Here is a 17,197-nt window from a genome sequence, read left to right as displayed (position 1 = left end):
GCGCGGCCCCCGCCGGTCGCGTCGTTCGGTGTGCGGTCGGGCCCCGGCTCAGCCGGCCGCGAGCCGGTGCAGCGCGGCGGGGTCCTCGATGAGGACCCGGCCGCGGCCCAGCCCGACCACGGCGTCGGCGACGAGGCGCTGGAGCACCTGGTTGACCGAGGGGCGGGTGCCGCCGACGTAGTCGGCGAGGTGCTCCTGGGTGAGCGGCACGACCGTGGGGCGACGCCCGTCGTCGTACTTCTCCGCGAGCTCGAGCAGCGCCCGGTGGACCCGGCGGTCGAGCGGGACGAACATCAGGTCGCGGACCCGTTCGCTGAGCTCGCGGACCCGTTGCGCGAGCAGCGCGGACAGCCAGCCCTGCACCGCGGGGTGCTCCTCGCACAGGGCGCGGAAGGCTGCGGCGGGCAGCACACGGGTCTCGACGGCGTCCAGGCAGGCGACGGTCGCGGACCGGGTCGGCGCGCCGGCGGACTCCAGGAGCGAGAGCTCCCCGAAGGTGTCGCCCGCGCTCAGCACGTTGAGCAGCGCGGTCGAGCCGTCGGCGGTGGACACGCGGACCGCGAGGTGGCCGGAGACGACCAGGTGCAGGCTGGTCGAGGGGTCCGCCTCGTGGAACACGACCTCGCCGCGGGCGAAGCTGCGCCGGCGTGTCGCGTCGAGCACGGCCGCGCGCTCGTCGCCCGCCAGCGATCCCAGGAGCGGCCAGTCCACGGACGGCAGTCAAGCACGCGGGCACGCACGAGGGGCCGGGACACGGGTCCCCCCGTGTCCCGGCCCCTCGGTGGTGCCGGCGCGTGCGCTGCGGTCAGGGCCGGTTCTTGTACCGGTGGCCCTCGACGTCCTCGCCGTCCGGGTCCTCCTCGACGAGCGGGCGGTTCTTGTACCGGTGGGCCTCGACGTCCTCGTCGGTGGCGAGGTCCCCGATCGGCTCGTTCGGCTGCTCGTGCATGGTGCGCCTCCAAGGTGGGTGGTGGCCCCTGCCGGGCCGGTGACCCCACCCTGCTGCGTCGAGGGGCGACGTTCCGTCGGCCGGACGACACAACGCCTCAGTCGGGCGAGCGGGCGATGCGGACGACCTCGGCGAGGGCCGCCTCGACGGTCCACCCGCGCAGGACGGTCCGGTGGCCGGCGACCAGGGCGGTGTCGGCCCGGCCCGCGAGGTCGGCGAGGTAGGGCCCCAGCATCGTGGGGATCGGGTGGCCCAGCTCGCGGTCGACGTGCTGGCACAGCGCGAGGGCCAGGGCGCCGTCCTCGGCCCGGCCCAGGGCGAGTAGGCACTCGGCGACCCCAGCGGCCTGGAGCAGCTGGCCGCTGAGGGACCGGACCACGCCGATGAACTCGATGCACCGGGCGTAGAGCGGCAGCGCCGTCGCCGGGTCGCCCTCGACGACGGCGAGGTCGGCGGCGAAGGTGGCGCCGAAGAAGCGCCGCCAGGGGTCGTCGTCCCCCACGGCGTCGAGGTACGCCGTCGACTCGGCCGCCAGCGCCCGCGCCTCCTCGCGGCGGCCCACCGCCATCAGCGACTGCCCGTGCATGTCTGCCGCCGCCCACCAGACGAGCCGGTCGTCGGGGCATCCCTCGACGGCGAGCCGGAGCGCCCGCTCGGACACCTCGAGGGCTCGCGGCGCGTCGCCGGCGTGGACGAGCAGGTTGGCGCCGTAGGCGAGGCTCAGCACCTCTCGGACGACGTCGTCCTGCTCGGCCCAGGCCTCCGCCGCGGCCAGGCACGGACCCGGGTCGCTCTCGTCGAGCGCCATGGTCCCGCGGGCCTGGAGCAGGCGCGCTCGGAGCAGCGGGTCGGTGGTCCGCGCGAGCGCGAGGTCGGCGTGCCCGCGGGCGACCCGGCCGAGGTTCTGGTGGGTGGTCCACCAGCCGGCCGCGGCGACGAGGTCGGCGTGCCCGTCCGGGTCATGGTCGCGGGACCACTCCAGCGCGGCGAGGATGTTCGCCTCCTCGGGACCGAGGACCCGGTGGCCGGTCGCGGCCTCGATGAGCCAGCGGGCCTCGAACCGGCCGGCCAGGTCGGCCAAGGCCCGCACGACCGCGCGGTGCTGCTCGGCCAGACGCTCCGGACCGACCAGGCCGGCGGCGTACCTCCTCACGGGCGGGCGGAGCGCGAGCCTGCGGTCCGCCCGGCGGCGGACGAGACCCACGTCGACCAGCGTCACCAGCCCGTCGAAGGCGCCCGGGAAGGCGTCCTCGACCGCCTCCGGGTCGACGTCGGCGCCGAAGGCCGACAGCCCGGCGAGCAGGTCGCGCTCGGCCTCCCCGAGCAGGCCGCAGGACCAGTCGAGCACGGCGCGCAGGCCTCGTTGGCGCTCCGGGAGGTCACGGCGACCGGTGCCGAGGGCGTCGAGGCTGCGGTCGAGCTGGCGCAGCAGCCCGCCGGGCCCGGCGATGGCGAGCCGCGGCGCGGCGAGCTCGATGGCCAAGGGCATCCCCTCCAGCCGGTCGGCCAGCTCCCGCAGCCGCCCGGCCTCCACCGGGTCCTCCGGGTCGAGCGCCACGCCGGCGTCGGCGGCCCGGTCGAGCAGCAGGCGCAGCGCCGGTCCGTCCTCGAGCGGGCCGAGCCGCACCACCTGCTCGCCGGCCACCCGGAGCGGGGCCTGGCTCGTGACCAGCACGCGGACGTCCGGGCCGGCCGCCGCGATCGCGCCGACCAGGGGCGCGGCGTCGAGGACGTGCTCGAGGTTGTCGAGGACGAGGACCGCGGAGCGGTCGGCGAGGTACGCCGCGACGCGGCCCTCCGCCCCGGAGTCCGCCAGCCCGAGCGCCCGGGCCACCGCGGACTCGACCTCGTCGTGGGCCGCGACGCTCTCCAGGAGCACGAACCACGCGTCCTCGTGCCGGTCGGCCACGCGGTGCGCGACCTCGACCGCGAGCCTGGTCTTGCCCGAGCCGCCGGGCCCGACCACCGTCACGAGGCTGCGGTCAGCCAGCAGCGCCGCGACCTCGGCCACCTCGGTCTCCCGGCCCACGAGGGGGGCCGCCGCCCGTGGCAGCCGGTGCCGCTCGGTCGCGAGCCACCGCGGCGTCGGGAAGGCCGCCGGCCCCGCCCCGTCGACGACCAGCTGGTGCACCTCGGCGGGCGCCGGGAAGTCCTTGAACGCGTGCGCGCCCAGGGCCACGAGCGCGCCGTCGCGGACCAGGGCTGCCGTCGTGGCGCTGACCAGCACCTGGCCGCCGTGGGCGGCTGCGCCCAGTCGGGCGCCGTAGTGCACGTCCGGGCCCCAGTAACCCTCCTCACCCGTCTCCGGGGTGCCGGTGTGCACGCCGATGCGGACCCTCACCGGCGGGTGGCCGCCCCAGGCGTGCGCGGCCAGGTTCCGCACCGCGCCGGCCGCGGCCGCGAGCGCGTCGCGCGGGTCGGCGAACGCCACGAGGAACGCGTCGCCCTGCGTGTCGACCTCGACCCCGCGGTGCGCGGCCCACACCGCGCGCAGCACCCGACGGTGCTCGGCCAGCAGGCCGCCGTACGCGTCGCGCGCCTGCTCGAGCAGCCGCGTGGAACCCTCGATGTCGGTGAACAGCAACGTCACCGTCCCGGACGGCAGCGGGCGGGTCACGCCCGCAGTCTAGGTCTGCAGCGGTCGCGTTGTGTCCGGAATCCGACAGCGGGCGCGGCCGCCGTGCGGTCCCCTGGTCGCGTGCTCCTCTCCCCGCTCGCGCTGACGTTGGCCTCGGCGCGCTCCGTCGGCGCCAACCGGCGGCTCCTCCTGGTCCAGCTCGCGTTGCTCGCCTCGCTCGTCGGGGACGCGGCGTACGCCACGGCCGTCACGGTCTGGGCGTACGCCGAGGGCGGTGCCACCGCCGTCGGCGTGTTCACCGCGGTCCGGCTGACCGCCGCGGCCGTGGTCGCACCACTGGGCGCCGCTCTCGCCGACCGCCACGAGCGGCGTACGACGCTGCTCGTCGCCAATGGTGCCCGCGCGGTCCTCGTCGCCCTGGGCACCGCGTGCCTGGTGCTCGACCTGACCGGCGCCGTCTACCTGCTCGCCGTGCTCGCCGGCGTCCTCGCCGCACCGTTCCGCACGGCGCAGCGGGCGTGGATGCCGGCGCTGTCGGAGACGCCCGGCCAGCTGACCGCGGCGAACGCGACCAGCAGCACGTCGGAGAGCCTCGCCGTCTTCGTGGGCCCGGCCCTCGGCGCCGCGGTGCTCGTCGTGGCCGACACCGCGACGGCGTTCGTGCTGACCGGGGTGCTCTTCGTGGTCTCGGTGCTGCTGGTCCTCGCGGTGCGGACCGCCGGCGCTCCCCCTCCCGGGCGTCCCGTCCCGATCGCCGACCGGGACACCGGCCCTGCCCCGGCTGCGTCCGGTGTCGCAGCCGGCGTCGGGGCCGGCGTCGCGGCCGAGCTCACCGCCGGCTTCCGCACCCTCGCCGTCGACAGGGACCTTCGCTCGGTCACGGCGCAGGTGTGCGCGCAGACGTTCGTCGGCGGTGCGGCGAAGGTGTTCCTCGTCGTCCTGGCCGTCGAGGTGATGGGCTCGGGGCCGAGCGGCGTCGGCCTGCTCGACGCGGTCATCGGCGTCGGCGCCGTCCTCGGCGGCCTGCTCGCCCTGGCCCGCGCCGAGCGGCAGCGGCTGGCGCGCGACCTCAACGTCGGCGTGCTGCTGTGGGCCGCGCCGCTGCTGCTGGTGGTCGCCTGGCCGCACCCGGTCGCCGTCGTCGCAGCGCTGGTCGTCCTCGGCGTCGCGAACCCGCTCGTCGACGTCAACCTCGACACGATCGTGCAGCGGATGACGGCCGAGACCCGGCTGGCCCGCGTCTTCGGCGCGCTGGACTCCTGCTACATCGCCACCAGCGCCCTCGGCTCGTTCGTCATGCCTGTGCTCCTCGGTCACCTCGACCTGCGGTGGGCCCTGGCCGCGGTCGCGGCGCCCGTCCTCGTGGTCGCGGTCGTCTCCGCCCGGCGGATGGCCCGGCTGGACGTCCGGCTCGCCGGTCTCGGATCCCCGGAGCTGCTGCACCTGCTCCGCGGCGTACCGCTCCTCGCCCCCATCTCCCCGCCCGTCCTCGAGCAGCTCGCCCGCGGCCTCGCCAGGCTCGCGGTCCCCGCCGGCGCGGTCGTCGTGGCCGAGGGGGACGCCGGGGACGCCTTCTACGTCGTCGAGTCCGGCGAGGTGGAGGTGACGCAGGGCGGGATCGTCCTCCGTCGTCAGGGCGTCGGGGACTTCTTCGGAGAGATCGCCCTGCTCCACGACGTCCCCCGCACCGCCACGGTCACCACCCGCACCGACGTCCGCCTGCAGGTGCTGGACCGACGCGCCTTCCTCGACGCCCTCTCCGGTCGCTCGCTCACGGCCGCCCACGACATCGCTGCGGCCCGGCTCGCGACGCGCGGTTGAGGCTCAGCGCTCGCCGCGGTCGATCTCGTACCACGCGAGCCAGGCGATCGCTAAGAGCAATCCGGCCCCCACCGCCACCCATGTCCCGCTGCCGCGGCGGCGCAGGCCGAGCCCCGTGAGCACCGCCAGCGCGGCCGCCGCCACGGCGAGCCCGACGACGACCTGGGCGAGGTCCACCCCACCAGTGTGGACCACTGCCGGCGGCTCGGGAAGCGTCGTGACGTGCCGGTGCCCCGCCAGCTGGTGGCTCCGGCGGGGTGCGGGGCAGGAGGCGGCGTACGCCGACGGCCGTCGGCGGGAGGTGACGCAGCTCGAGCGCCCCGGCGAGGTACGCGCGACCTGCGTCCTCGGACCCCAAGACCGGCGGCGAACTCCACCACCGCGAGCTCCGTCACGAACGGCGCACCCTCACCAGCGAGACGGACGGGCTCGTCGCCGAACCCGCGGAACACCGACCACGACGCCGCCTCGTCCAACGACTCCGCCGGTGCTCACGCACCACTGCACCGCTGCCTCGAGGAGGCGGCCCGGCCGCGTCCGCGGCGTTCTGCTGCTGGCGCACGAGGCTGGCACGTGGGCTGGGATGGCCCGGAGCCCGCTGTCGACTCACCGAGTCTCGACAACGCTCGCTGGCGCTCGCTGCTCGACCAGCGGAGGCCGGAGACCTACGCCTCGGCTTCGCGCAGACGCGCACAGAGCGTGACGAGCAGCGCCTGGGCGGCCGTGGGGTCGTCCTCGAGGAGGGAGCGGAAGGCGAGGTGCGGGACGGCCAGGGTGCGGACGGGGCCGTCGGCGGCGACGGAGGCGGAGCGCCGCTTGCCGTCGATCAGGCTGATCTCACCGAAGTGGTCGCCCGGGCCGAGCGTGCGCACCTCGCGGCCACCGACGGTGACGGTGGCCGTGCCGGAGAGGATCACGTGCAGCGCCAGCGCGCCCTCGCCCTCGCGGGCGACCTCACGGCCGGCAGCGTGGTCGACGACCTTGGACTTGCCGAGCAGCCGCCTGCGCTGACGGCCGGACAGGCCGGAGAAGAGCGGCACGGCCGCGAGCTGCGGGTCGAGGTCGAGAGGGGCGGTGCTCATGAGGGCCTCCTGGGCGGTGGTGCGGAGTCCTCAACCTCGCAGGAAGGCGGCCCTCAGGTCTGTCACGGCGCTGACAGACGCGCGTTCGACGGCGTCGTGCCACTCGCGGTGGAAGTGCATCATCGTGCGAGGCACCAAGGCCCAGCAGACCTCACAGCTCGCGTTCTCTTGTCCCCCGGTCATGCCGCAAGCGTAGGGCCGGCGTGGCGGCGCGCGCGGCCGCGGCGCGACCGGCGCGACGTCCGTCACTCCACCGGTCCGGACCACTTCGAGGGGCCCGGACGCGGCGGGCGACGGAGGCGGCGATCACGTGTCCTGGGGGATCTCCGTGGCCTCGAAGTCGGAGGGCTCGTCCTCGATCATGTAGTTCGGGTCCGCCTCGATCGCGGCGACCGTCCGCTGCAGCCAGTCCTCGTCGGAGGTCTCGATCTCGCGCTCCGAGAGCTGCTCGCGGAGGTACGCGACCAGGTCCTCGCTCTCGCCGGCGTCCTTGGCGACGGAGGTCGCGTCGACGGCGGCCTGGAGGTCGGAGTTGTAGGTGGCCATGGGGTCTACCTCTTCTGTTGGCGGGGACGTGTCGCGTTCAGCGTCGGCGCAGGATGGTCACGCCGGCCCACACCACCAGGGGGAAACCCACGACGAGCACGACGAGCTCCGGCCATCCGATTCCGAACACGTCGCCTCGGTGCCCGCCGGGTCCCGCCCGGAAACCAGGGGGAGACGGAACCGACCCGGGAGCAGCGGCGTTCCCGGGTCGGCCCATCCCCCACGATGACGCGGGGGTGGTTGAGCCACCAGCCCGCGCGACGCGCAGCACCGTGGAGCAACAGCTCGGGCGCCCCCGTTTCCGTGTGCGGAGGCTTCCGGGATCCTGCTGCGACGGTGCTGCCCGGAGATCGCGTCGCCGTCCGCCCCCCATGGCGCACGGTCTGCTGCCGGTCCAACGAGGCCCCTCACCAGGAGGTACGGCGTCCTGCCGCGGCGTACGCCGCAAGGCCCCAGTGGTCTGGACCGATGCGGGCCCCCACTCCGACCGAGAGGTACGTCGCGGGGTCCCGCTGGTCTGGACCGGTGCGGGTCTCCCGGGACGCCATTCACGTGACGATGGCGTCCCGGGACCCACAGCCCCGCCCTCCCCATGCCTACCGGAGCAGCACGCCCATCGTGGCCGGGCGGCCACACCGCCGCCCACGGGTGACCGGCCCGTCCCCGATGACCCGTCCGGGCCATGGACACGGATCGACCGACCCGGCCCCGAGCCCGGCGCAGGGACACGGGGCACTCAGAGCGGCGTCAGCTGGGCCGCCGGCAACCACTCCTCGACCAGGCCCCAGACGCCCGGCCGCAGGAGCGCGCCGTACACCACCCGGCCCTCCCATCCCGACGGCGTCTGCCGCCACTCGACCAGCAGGCCGGGCCGCCGCGCGCCGCCGCCCGAGCCGTCGGCGACCCAGCAGTGGCGCGACGGAGCGGACATGGCCCGATGATAGGCCAGGATCGAACAGGTGTTCGACCGCGGGGACGACCCTGGGGACGACCTCGGGGACGACCTCAGTCGCCGTCGATCGCGCGGTCCTCGTTGTGGGTGCCGGGGCGCGGCGCCCAGGGCAGCTCCTTGGCCGGACGGACCACGATCAGCCGGTCGCCACGGGCGAGCAGCGTGACCACCGGGTCGAAGTACCGGTAGACCTTCTCGTCGCGCACGACCGCCATCACCTGGTCCGGCAGCGACTGCGGCTGCTTGCCGACCTCGGAGACCAGCAGGTCCCGCTCGGCGACCTCGAGGCCCTCGCCGTAGGTGAGCAGGTCCTCCATGACCGAGCCGAGCGCCGGTGACATCGAGGAGAGGCCGAGCAGCCGCCCGACGGCGTCGGAGGAGGTGATGACGGAGTTCGCGCCGGACTGCTTCATCAGCGGCGCGTTCTCCTGCTCGCGCACGGCGGCGACGATCCAGCAGTCGGGGTTGAGCTGGCGCACGGTCAGCGTCGCGAGCACGTTCGAGGCGTCGCTGTCGGTGGTGATGATGACCTGGTCGGCCTCCGCCGCACCGGCCCGTCGCAGCACGTCGCGGCGGGTGGCGTCGCCGGTGACGACGGCGAGGCCGTCGGCGTGCGCGTCCTGCAGCGCGACCGGGCTCGGGTCCACGACGACGATGCCCTCCCGCGCCAACCCGTTGTTGACGAGCGTGTCGACGGCGCTGCGACCCTTCGTGCCGTAGCCGACGACGACGACGTGGTGACCCATGTTCTTCCTCCAACGGGCGACGCGGAACATCTCGCGGCCCTGCGAGGCGAGGACCTCGAGGGTGGTGCCGATCAGCAGGACCAGGAACGCGATGCGGGCGGGCGTGATGACGAACGCGTTGACCAGCCGCGCCGGGTCCGTGACCGGCGCGATGTCGCCGTACCCGGTCGTCGACAGCGTGACGGTCGTGTAGTAGATCGCGTCGACGAGGCTGATCTCGTTGCGCGGGTCGTTGCCGTCGCGGTAGCCGCCGCGGTCGAAGTAGACCAGCAGCACGGTCCCCACGAGGATCGCGAGGGCGAGGAGGAGCCGGCGCCCCAGCTCCCACCACGGGGACCGGGTCTGCTCGGGCAGCGCGACGAGCCCGCGCCCCTGCGCGGGCTGGGGCTTCCCGGACCGCGGGTCGACGTCGCTCGGCACGCGAGGAACCTACCGGTCCCGGCCGCCGAGGTGACGCAGCCGGGTCACGAGCTCCAGCCGCGCCCGCGTCGTCGCCTTCTGCGGGAACACGGTGTCGAACGCCGCGTTGACCGCCGCGCCGATGAGCACGGCGATCGCGACGATGTAGAGCCACAGCAGCACCGCGATCGGCGCCGCCAGCGGGCCGTAGATCGACTTGGAGTCCGCGGCGGTCACGGTCAGCACCCACCGCAGCACGTAGGACCCGAGGATCCACGCGACGAGGGAGAAGGTGGCGCCGGGGAGGTTGAAGCTCCAGTTCGTCCGGACCGGCACCGACACGTGGTACAGCGTCGCGAGGAAGCAGATGCACACGATCGAGACCGCGGGCCAGTAGAAGGCCAGCAGGAAGTCGAACGAGTCCGGCAGGGCGTCGCGCACCAACGACGGCCCGGCCACCATCAGCGGGATGGAGAAGACGCCGGTCACCAGAGCCAGGACGTAGAGCACGAACGACAGCGCGCGGGTCTTGATGATCCCGCGGTGCCCGCCGAGCCCGTGCATGATCGTGATGGTGTCGACGAAGACGTTGAGCGCCCGCGAGCCCGACCACAGCGCGAGCACGAAGCCGAGCGAGATGACGTCGAAGCGCCCGCCCCGGAGCACGTCGTTCATCGTCGGCACGATCACGCCGTCGACGGCCCGGTCGGTCAGCAGCCGGGAGGACAGGTCGACCACCGCCTGCCGGACGTCCTCGACCTGCGCCGGGCTGAACCGGTCGGTGACGTAGCCGATCGCACCGGCCAACGCGAAGATCAGCGGCGGGACCGACAGCACGGCGAAGAACGCGCCCTCGGCGGCCAGGCCGGTGACCCGGTAGCGCATGCACGAGCCGACCGTGGTGACGACCAGCCGCCACAGCGTGTGCCGCGCCCGGTCGAGCCGGCCCGCGAGGCCGTCCCGGCCCTCCCGCCGCCCCGCCGTCCGGGGCCCGGTCGCCGGGTCCATGGTCTTACGGTATCCGCATGCGCACCGAGATCCGGGTCACCACCAACCAGGCGCCCCCGCTGGTCGGTCACAACGTCGTCACCGCCGACCTGGCCCTCACCGAGGCGGTCCTGCGGCACGGCTCCCCGGAGGTCCTCGACGACCTGGTCCCGCTCGGTGCGCAGGCCGGCTCGGCCGAGGCCCGCGAGCACGGCCAGCTCGCCAACGAGCACCACCCGCGGCTGACGCCGTACGACCGGTACGGCACCCGCATCGACGAGGTCGTCTTCCACCCCTCGTGGCACTGGCTCATGGAGCGCGCCGTCGGCCACGGGCTCGGCGCCGCGCCGTGGGAGCAGCAGGAGGCCGGCGCGCCCCACGCGCACCTGCGACGGGCGGCCGGCTTCATGGCCTGGTCGCACACCGAGCCCGGTCATGGCTGCCCCGTCTCGATGACGTACGCCGCCGTGCCGGCGCTCCGCGCGGACGACGCGATCGCCAAGGAGTGGACGCCGCTGCTCGCGTCCACGACGTACGACCCCGGCGTGCGGCTCGCCTCGGAGAAGCGCGGCGCGCTGGCCGGCATGGGGATGACCGAGAAGCAGGGCGGCTCCGACGTCCGCGCCAACATCACGCAGGCGAGGCCGACGTCGACCGACGGCACGTACACGCTGCACGGCCACAAGTGGTTCACCTCCGCCCCGATGAACGACGTGTTCCTCGTGCTCGCCCAGGCAGCCGGCGGCGTCACCTGCTTCGTGGTGCCGCGCGTGCTGCCCGACGGCACCCGCAACCAGCTCGACGTGGTCCGCCTCAAGGACAAGCTCGGCAACCGCTCGAACGCCTCCTCGGAGCTGGAGATGGACGGCACCGTGGCACACCGCCTCGGCGACGAGGGCCGGGGCGTCCGCACGATCATCGAGATGGTCGCCGCCACCCGGCTCGACTGCGTGCTCGGCTCGGCCGGGCTGATGCGCCGCGCGGTCTCCGAGGCCTCCTGGCACGCCGCGCACCGCTCCGCGTTCGGCTCGACGCTGGCCGACAAGCCGCTCATGCAGAACGTCCTGGCCGACCTCGCCGTCGAGACCGAGGCGGCCACCGCGCTCGCGATGCGCCTCGCCTCCGCCGTCGACGCGCTCCACGACCCGCACGAGGCCGCGCTGCGCCGGATCGCGCTGCCGCTGGCGAAGTTCTGGGTCTGCAAGCGCACGCCGGCCATGGTCGGCGAGGCGCTGGAGTGCCTCGGCGGCAACGGGTACGTCGAGGAGTCGGTGCTGCCGCTGCTCTACCGCGAGGCGCCCCTGAACTCCGTCTGGGAGGGTTCGGGCAACGTCAACGCGCTCGACGTCCTGCGCGCCCTCGGCCGCGAGCCCGAGGCGCTCGACGCCTGGATCACCGAGGTGGGCCGCGCCCGTGGTGGCGACGCGCGCCTGGACCGCGCGGTCGACGACGTGCTGGCCATGCTCGGCTCGCTCATGGGCGACCCCGCCCAGCTCGAGGTCGGCGCCCGCCGCCTGGCCGGCCGGATGGCCGCCGTGCTGCAGGGCTCCCTGCTCGTCCGCTTCGGCCCGCCCGAGGTCGCCGACGTCTTCTGCGCCTCACGCCTCGGCACGTCGTACGACGGCACGTACGGCGCCCTCGCCGGCGGCGACCTCCGCGCCATCGTCGAGCGGACCACGCCCGTCGTCTGAGGCGGTCGAGGGGTCAGGGCGCCCGACGTACCGCCGGTCGCCGCTCACCCCGCCGGTGAGGTCAGCCGCTCCTCGGCGGGGGCGTTGCCACCGGTCTCGACCGGCTCGTGGTCGTCGATCATGGTGGTCTCGTCGAACGGCTCGTCGCCGCCGAGCACCCGGTCGAGGCGGTCGCGGTCGAGGCCGCCGGTCCAGTGACCGACGAGCACGGTGGCGACGGCGTTGCCGGCGAAGTTGGTCAGCGCGCGGGCCTCCGACATGAACCGGTCGATGCCGACGATGAGGCCGACGCCGTCGAGCAGCTCGGGCCGGTGGGAGCTGAGCCCGCCGGCGAGGGTCGCCAGGCCGGCGCCGGAGACGCCGGCGGCGCCCTTGGAGGCGATGATCATGAACAGCAGCAAGGAGACCTGCTCGCCGATCGAGAGCGGGTCGCCGAGCGCCTCGGCGATGAACAGCGACGCCATGGTCAGGTAGATCGCGGTGCCGTCGAGGTTGAAGGAGTAGCCGGTCGGGACGACGACGCCGACCGTGGGCTTGTCGACGCCGGCGTGCTCCATCTTCGCGATCAGCCGCGGCAGGGCGGTCTCCGAGGAGCTGGTCGAGACGATCAGCAGGAACTCCCGGCCGAGGTAGCGCAGCAGCTTGAGGATGTTGACGCCGGCGAAGAGCTTCAGCAGCGCGCCGAGCACCACGAAGACGAAGAGGAAGCAGGTGAGGTAGAAGCCGACCATGATCACCGCGAGGCTCTTGAGCGCGTCGACGCCGGTCTCGCCCACGACGCCGGCGATCGCACCGAACGCACCGACCGGCGCAGCCCACATGACCATCGCCAGCACGCGGAAGACCACCTTCTGCAGGTGGCCGAAGACCACGAGCACCGGCTCACCGGAGCGGCCCATCGCCTGCAGCGCGAAGCCCACGAGCAGCGCGACGAGCAGGGTCTGCAGCACCTCGCCGGAGGTGAGCGCGGAGAACAGCGAGTCCGGCACGATGCCGAGCACGAAGTCGGTCGTCGACTCCTCCTCGCCGGCCTGCTCCCGGCCCGCCGAGGCGAGCTCCTCGTCGAGCTCGAGGCCCTCTCCGGGCTTGAGCAGGTTGCCGACGACCAGGCCGATCGCCAGCGCGACGGTCGACATCGTCAGGAAGTAGCCGAGCGCGAGGCCGCCGACCTTGCCGACCCGCGCGGCGCTCGCGACCGAGCCGACGCCGATCACGATCGTCACGAAGATGACCGGCTGGATCATCATCTTGATCAGCGCGATGAACGCCTCGCCGAGGAAGGCGAGCCGCGTCGCGAAGTCGGGTGCCGCGAGGCCGACGGCGATGCCGGCGAGCACCGCGACGATGACCGCGATGTAGAGGTAGTGCGTGCGGCTCTTCGGGGGCGCCTGGCCGCCCGAGCCGTCGGCGTTGGTCGTCATGGGTGCTCCCCGGTCGCTGGACGTGACCGCGGCAGGTACCCGGACGTGACCTGGGCGACACCGCGACCCGCGTCGGGTGCCGGTGCCGCCCAGGAACGGTCAGGACAGCTCGAGCCCCGGGTAGAGCGGGTGCTTGTCGAGCAGCTCGGCCGAGGCGGCGCGCACCTTGTCGGCCACGCCGTCGCCGAGGACGTACGACGCCTTGGACGGGCCGCCCGCCTTCGTCGTGCCGGGCTGGGTGCTCGAGAGCACGTCCACGATCAGCTCGGCGACGCGGTCGAACTCGTCGTGACCGAAGCCGCGGGTGGTCAGGGCGGGCGTGCCGAGCCGGATGCCGGAGGTGTACCAGGCGCCGTTCGGGTCGTTCGGCACGGAGTTGCGGTTGGTGACCACACCGGCGTCGAGCAGCGCCGACTCGGCCTGGCGGCCGGTGAGGCCGAAGCGGGAGACGTCGAGCAGCACCAGGTGGTTGTCGGTGCCGCCGGTGACCAGGTCCGCGCCGCGGGACAGGAAACCCTGCGCCAGCGACTGGGCGTTGTCGGCGACCTGCTGGGCGTAGCCGCGGAAGGAGTCCTGCCGGGCCTCGGCCAGCGCGACGGCCTTGGCCGCCATCACGTGCGAGAGCGGACCGCCGAGGACCATCGGGCAGCCGCGGTCGACGCTCGGGGCGTACTCCTCGGTCGCCAGCACCATGCCGCCGCGCGGGCCGCGCAGCGACTTGTGGGTGGTGGTCGTGACGACGTGCGCGTGCGGCACCGGGTCCTCGTTCCCGGTGAACACCTTGCCCGCGACGAGGCCGGCGAAGTGGGCCATGTCGACCATCAGCGTCGCGCCGACCTCGTCGGCGATCTCGCGCATCTTCGCGAAGTCCACCCGGCGGGGGTACGCCGAGTAGCCGGCCACGAGCACGAGCGGCTTGAACTCGCGGGCCTTGGCGGCGACCGCGTCGTAGTCGAGCAGGCCGGTCGCCGGGTCGGTGCCGTACTGCTGCTGGTGGAACATCTTGCCGCTGATGTTCGGGCGGAACCCGTGGGTGAGGTGGCCGCCGGCGTCGAGCGACATGCCGAGCAGGCGCTGATTGCCGAGCTCCTTGCGCAGCGACTCCCAGTCGGCCTCGGTCAGCTCGCTCACGTTCTTCGCGCCGAGCCGCTCCAGCGCCGGCGACTCCACCCGGTGCGCGAGGATCGACCAGAACGCGACCAGGTTGGCGTCGATGCCGGAGTGCGGCTGGACGTAGGCGTACTCCGCGCCGAACAGCTCGCGGGCGTGCTCGGCGGCGAGCGACTCCACGGTGTCGACGTTCTGGCAGCCGGCGTAGAAGCGGTGGCCGACGGTGCCCTCGGCGTACTTGTCGCTGAACCAGGTGCCCATCGTCATCAGCACGGCCGGCGAGGCGTAGTTCTCGCTGGCGATCAGCTTCAGCGAGGCGCGCTGGTCGGCCAGCTCCTGGCGGGTGGCCTGCGCGATGCGCGGCTCCACCGCGGCGATGACCTCGAGGGCCTGCGAGTACGCGCTGCTGGTGAGGCGGGAGAGGTCGTCGCTCATGGGCCCCACCCTAGTGAGGTACGCCGGCTCGTACCGCCTCGGCGACCGTGCACCGCGGGTGTGACGTGGGACGCACCGGGCCGCGTTCCGCGCCGTGCCGCGGCCTCGCCGTCCCACATCGCGGACAGCCGTCTCACATCACGAGAACTCGCCTTGTGAGCGGTCCGTCCGGGGACTGAGACTCCTTGACATGGTCTCCGCTGCAACGCACGCCTACCTCGTGGTCCGCCGCCACGTGGACCTCGGGCGCACCCGCAGCATGATGTGTCGCCAGCGCTGACGACGCCGACCCGACGACCTCCCGCCGCGCCGCCCCTCCGGGGCCGCGCCGCACACCAGCGCGAAGGACACACCCGTGACCGAGACCCCCACCCGTCCTGCTCCCCGGCCCCGCCCCAAGCGCGGTGAGGGTCAGTGGGCCCTGGGCTACCGGGAGCCGCTCAACAAGAACGAGCAGTCCAAGAAGGACGACAACCCGCTCAACGTGCGCGGGCGGATCCTGGACATCTACTCCAAGCGCGGCTTCGACTCGATCGACCCCGCCGACCTCCGCGGCCGCTTCCGCTGGATGGGCCTCTACACCCAGCGCGCGCCGGGCTTCGACGGCGGCAAGACCGCGACCGTGCCCGAGGAGGAGCTCGACGACCGCTACTTCATGCTGCGGGTCCGCTCCGACGGCCGGCTGCTCTCCCCCGCCGCCGTGCGCGCCCTGGGGACCATCGGCCAGGACTTCGCCCGCGACACCGCCGACGTCACCGACCGCGCCAACATCCAGTACCACTGGATCCGCATCGAGGACGTCCCCGCGATCTGGGACCGCCTCGACGAGGCCGGCCTGAGCTCGCTCGAGGCCTGCGGCGACTCCCCCCGCCCGTTCCTCGGCTCCCCGGTCGCGGGCGTCGCCACCGACGAGATCATCGACGGCAGCCCGGCGCTCGAGGAGATCTTCGACCGCTACATCGGCAACCCGGACTTCTCCAACCTGCCGCGCAAGTTCAAGACCGCCGTCACCGGCCACCCCTCGCACGACGTGTCGCCGGAGACCAACGACGTCTCCTTCGTCGGCACCGTCCACCCCGAGCACGGCCCGGGCTTCGACCTGTGGGTCGGCGGCGGCCTCTCGACCAACCCGATGCTCGCCCAGAAGCTCGGCGTGTGGATCCCGCTCGCGGACGTCCCGGACGTCTGGGAGGGCGTGGCCTCGATCTTCCGCGACTACGGCTACCGCCGACTCCGCTCGCGGGCCCGGCTGAAGTTCCTCGTCGCCGACTGGGGCGTGGAGAAGTTCCGCGAGGTCCTCGAGACCGAGTACCTCCAGCGCGCACTGGTCTCGAACCCCTCGCCCGTCTCGCCGGTCGGCCACCGCGACCACATCGGCGTGCACGACCAGAAGGACGGCAAGAAGTACGTCGGCGTCGCGCCGACCGCCGGCCGGGTCTCCGGCACGATGCTGGTGCAGCTGGCCGACCTCATGGCCGAGCACGGCATCGCGGGCGCCCGCCTGACGCCGTACCAGAAGATCGTGCTGATCGGCGTGGAGCCGGCCGCGGTCGAGCAGGTCGTGGAGGCGCTCGACGTCATCGGGCTCTCCGCGCGGCCCTCGAACTGGCGGCGCAACACGATGGCCTGCACCGGCATCGAGTTCTGCAAGCTGGCGATCGTCGACACCAAGGAGCGCGCGCGCCGCCTCGTCGACTCCCTCGAGCAGCGCTTCCCCGAGCTCGACACCCCGATCACCGTCAACGTCAACGGCTGCCCCAACGCCTGCGCCCGCACCCAGGTCGGCGACATCGGCCTCAAGGGCCAGCTCGTGATGCACGACGGCGAGCAGGTCGAGGGCTTCCAGGTCCACCTCGGCGGCGCGACCGGGCTCGAGGCGAACTTCGGCCGCAAGCTGCGCGCCCACAAGGTGACCAGTGCCGGGCTGGACGACTACATCACCTCCGTCGTGACCAGCTACCTGGCCGACCGCACCGAGGGCGAGACGTTCTCGGCCTGGGTGCACCGGGCCGACGAGGAGCTGCTGCGCGGCGAGCGGCAGCTGGCGGCGAGCGCGTCATGAGCGAGCGCGCAGGAACGCCGTACCACTGCCCGTTCTGCGGCGAGGAGGACCTGCGCCCGCACGAGGTGGTCTCCGAGACCGGCGAGGTCAGCAGCCCCCACGGCACCTGGGAGTGCCGCGGCTGCCTGCGCGCCTTCTCGTTGAAGATGCTCGGCCTGGTCCGGCCCGGCACGCCGGGGGTGGTCGCGTGAGCGTCACCACCACCACCGCCCGCAACTCCCGCGGCATCCAGACCGAGGGCCGCACGCCCGAGGAGCTGCGCGAGCTGGTCTCGCACTGGGGCGCCGAGCTCGAGCTGGCGCCCGCCGAGGTCATCATCGAGTGGGCCGCCGCCACCTTCGGCGAGCGGTTCTGCGTGACGTCCTCGATGGGCGACGCCGCCCTGGCGCACCTCGCCTCGACGGTCGTGCCCGGGATC

General features: G+C 73.8%; 15 protein-coding genes and 1 pseudogene. 5 read left to right on the top strand and 11 right to left on the bottom strand.

Annotated features, from left to right (window positions below; all coding sequences use genetic code 11):
• Positions 1-48 precede the first annotated feature (48 nt).
• The 3 genes from QWY28_RS20595 to QWY28_RS20585 form a co-directional block, all read right to left on the bottom strand.
• The gene (locus tag QWY28_RS20595; RefSeq protein ID WP_300954650.1) at positions 49-711 is read right to left on the bottom strand and encodes a Crp/Fnr family transcriptional regulator; all 663 of its coding nucleotides are present in this window, start codon (positions 709-711) and stop codon (positions 49-51) included.
• Positions 712-805: 94 nt separating this feature from the next.
• Positions 806-949: a hypothetical protein gene (locus tag QWY28_RS20590; RefSeq protein ID WP_300954649.1), complete on the bottom strand. Its 144-nt coding sequence runs from the start codon at positions 947-949 to the stop codon at positions 806-808.
• Positions 950-1,046: 97 nt separating this feature from the next.
• On the bottom strand, positions 1,047-3,566 hold the full coding sequence (locus QWY28_RS20585) for an ATP-binding protein (protein ID WP_300954648.1): 2,520 nt from the start codon (positions 3,564-3,566) through the stop codon (positions 1,047-1,049).
• Between the two features lie 81 nt (positions 3,567-3,647).
• Here QWY28_RS20585 and QWY28_RS20580 point away from each other — a divergent pair, with 81 nt between their 5' ends.
• Positions 3,648-5,348, top strand: coding sequence for an MFS transporter (locus tag QWY28_RS20580; protein ID WP_300954647.1), 1,701 nt, complete (start codon positions 3,648-3,650; stop codon positions 5,346-5,348).
• 3 nt (positions 5,349-5,351) lie between these two features.
• On the opposite strand, the gene QWY28_RS20575 is transcribed toward QWY28_RS20580, so the two are convergent.
• The 6 genes from QWY28_RS20575 to QWY28_RS20550 form a co-directional block, all read right to left on the bottom strand.
• On the bottom strand, positions 5,352-5,525 hold the full coding sequence (locus tag QWY28_RS20575; protein ID WP_300954645.1) for a hypothetical protein: 174 nt from the start codon (positions 5,523-5,525) through the stop codon (positions 5,352-5,354).
• 488 nt (positions 5,526-6,013) lie between these two features.
• Positions 6,014-6,430: a cyclic nucleotide-binding domain-containing protein gene (locus tag QWY28_RS20570; RefSeq protein ID WP_300954644.1), complete on the bottom strand. Its 417-nt coding sequence runs from the start codon at positions 6,428-6,430 to the stop codon at positions 6,014-6,016.
• A gap of 306 nt (positions 6,431-6,736) precedes the next feature.
• A complete protein-coding gene (locus QWY28_RS20565) occupies positions 6,737-6,976 on the bottom strand; it encodes a hypothetical protein (RefSeq protein WP_300954643.1) in 240 nt (79 codons plus the stop codon).
• 736 nt (positions 6,977-7,712) lie between these two features.
• Entirely contained in the window at positions 7,713-7,907 is a 195-nt protein-coding gene (locus tag QWY28_RS20560; protein ID WP_154616531.1) for a hypothetical protein, read from the bottom strand.
• A 74-nt stretch (positions 7,908-7,981) separates the two neighbouring features.
• Positions 7,982-9,094 (bottom strand): potassium channel family protein, encoded by a 1,113-nt coding sequence (locus tag QWY28_RS20555; protein WP_300954640.1) that lies wholly within the window; start codon positions 9,092-9,094, stop codon positions 7,982-7,984.
• A 9-nt stretch (positions 9,095-9,103) separates the two neighbouring features.
• Positions 9,104-10,081: a YihY/virulence factor BrkB family protein gene (locus QWY28_RS20550; protein WP_300954638.1), complete on the bottom strand. Its 978-nt coding sequence runs from the start codon at positions 10,079-10,081 to the stop codon at positions 9,104-9,106.
• Between the two features lie 17 nt (positions 10,082-10,098).
• Here QWY28_RS20550 and QWY28_RS20545 point away from each other — a divergent pair, with 17 nt between their 5' ends.
• Complete coding sequence (locus QWY28_RS20545) at positions 10,099-11,751, top strand: acyl-CoA dehydrogenase family protein (protein ID WP_300954637.1); 1,653 nt, start codon at positions 10,099-10,101, stop codon at positions 11,749-11,751.
• Positions 11,752-11,795: 44 nt separating this feature from the next.
• On the opposite strand, the gene QWY28_RS20540 is transcribed toward QWY28_RS20545, so the two are convergent.
• On the bottom strand, positions 11,796-13,172 hold the full coding sequence (locus tag QWY28_RS20540; RefSeq protein ID WP_300954634.1) for a cation:dicarboxylate symporter family transporter: 1,377 nt from the start codon (positions 13,170-13,172) through the stop codon (positions 11,796-11,798).
• 99 nt (positions 13,173-13,271) lie between these two features.
• A complete protein-coding gene (locus tag QWY28_RS20535; protein ID WP_300954632.1) occupies positions 13,272-14,717 on the bottom strand; it encodes a glycine hydroxymethyltransferase in 1,446 nt (481 codons plus the stop codon).
• A gap of 355 nt (positions 14,718-15,072) precedes the next feature.
• On the opposite strand from QWY28_RS20535, the gene QWY28_RS20530 reads away from it, so the two are divergent.
• The 3 genes and pseudogenes from QWY28_RS20530 to QWY28_RS20520 all read left to right on the top strand — a co-directional run.
• Complete coding sequence (locus QWY28_RS20530; protein ID WP_300954631.1) at positions 15,073-16,779, top strand: nitrite/sulfite reductase; 1,707 nt, start codon at positions 15,073-15,075, stop codon at positions 16,777-16,779.
• A complete protein-coding gene (locus tag QWY28_RS20525) occupies positions 16,776-16,970 on the top strand; it encodes an eL43 family ribosomal protein (RefSeq protein ID WP_300954630.1) in 195 nt (64 codons plus the stop codon). The genes QWY28_RS20530 and QWY28_RS20525 overlap by 4 nt, the downstream gene beginning before the upstream one ends.
• Positions 16,967-17,197: pseudogene (locus QWY28_RS20520) on the top strand (phosphoadenylyl-sulfate reductase); the annotation flags it as partial. The gene QWY28_RS20525 and the pseudogene QWY28_RS20520, both read left to right, overlap by 4 nt.

It is taken from the genome of Nocardioides oceani (assembly GCF_030412965.1).
GTDB classification, from domain to species: domain Bacteria; phylum Actinomycetota; class Actinomycetes; order Propionibacteriales; family Nocardioidaceae; genus Nocardioides; species Nocardioides oceani.
Note: the sequence above shows the minus strand (reverse complement) of the source record. Positions and strands in the feature narration are given on the sequence as shown.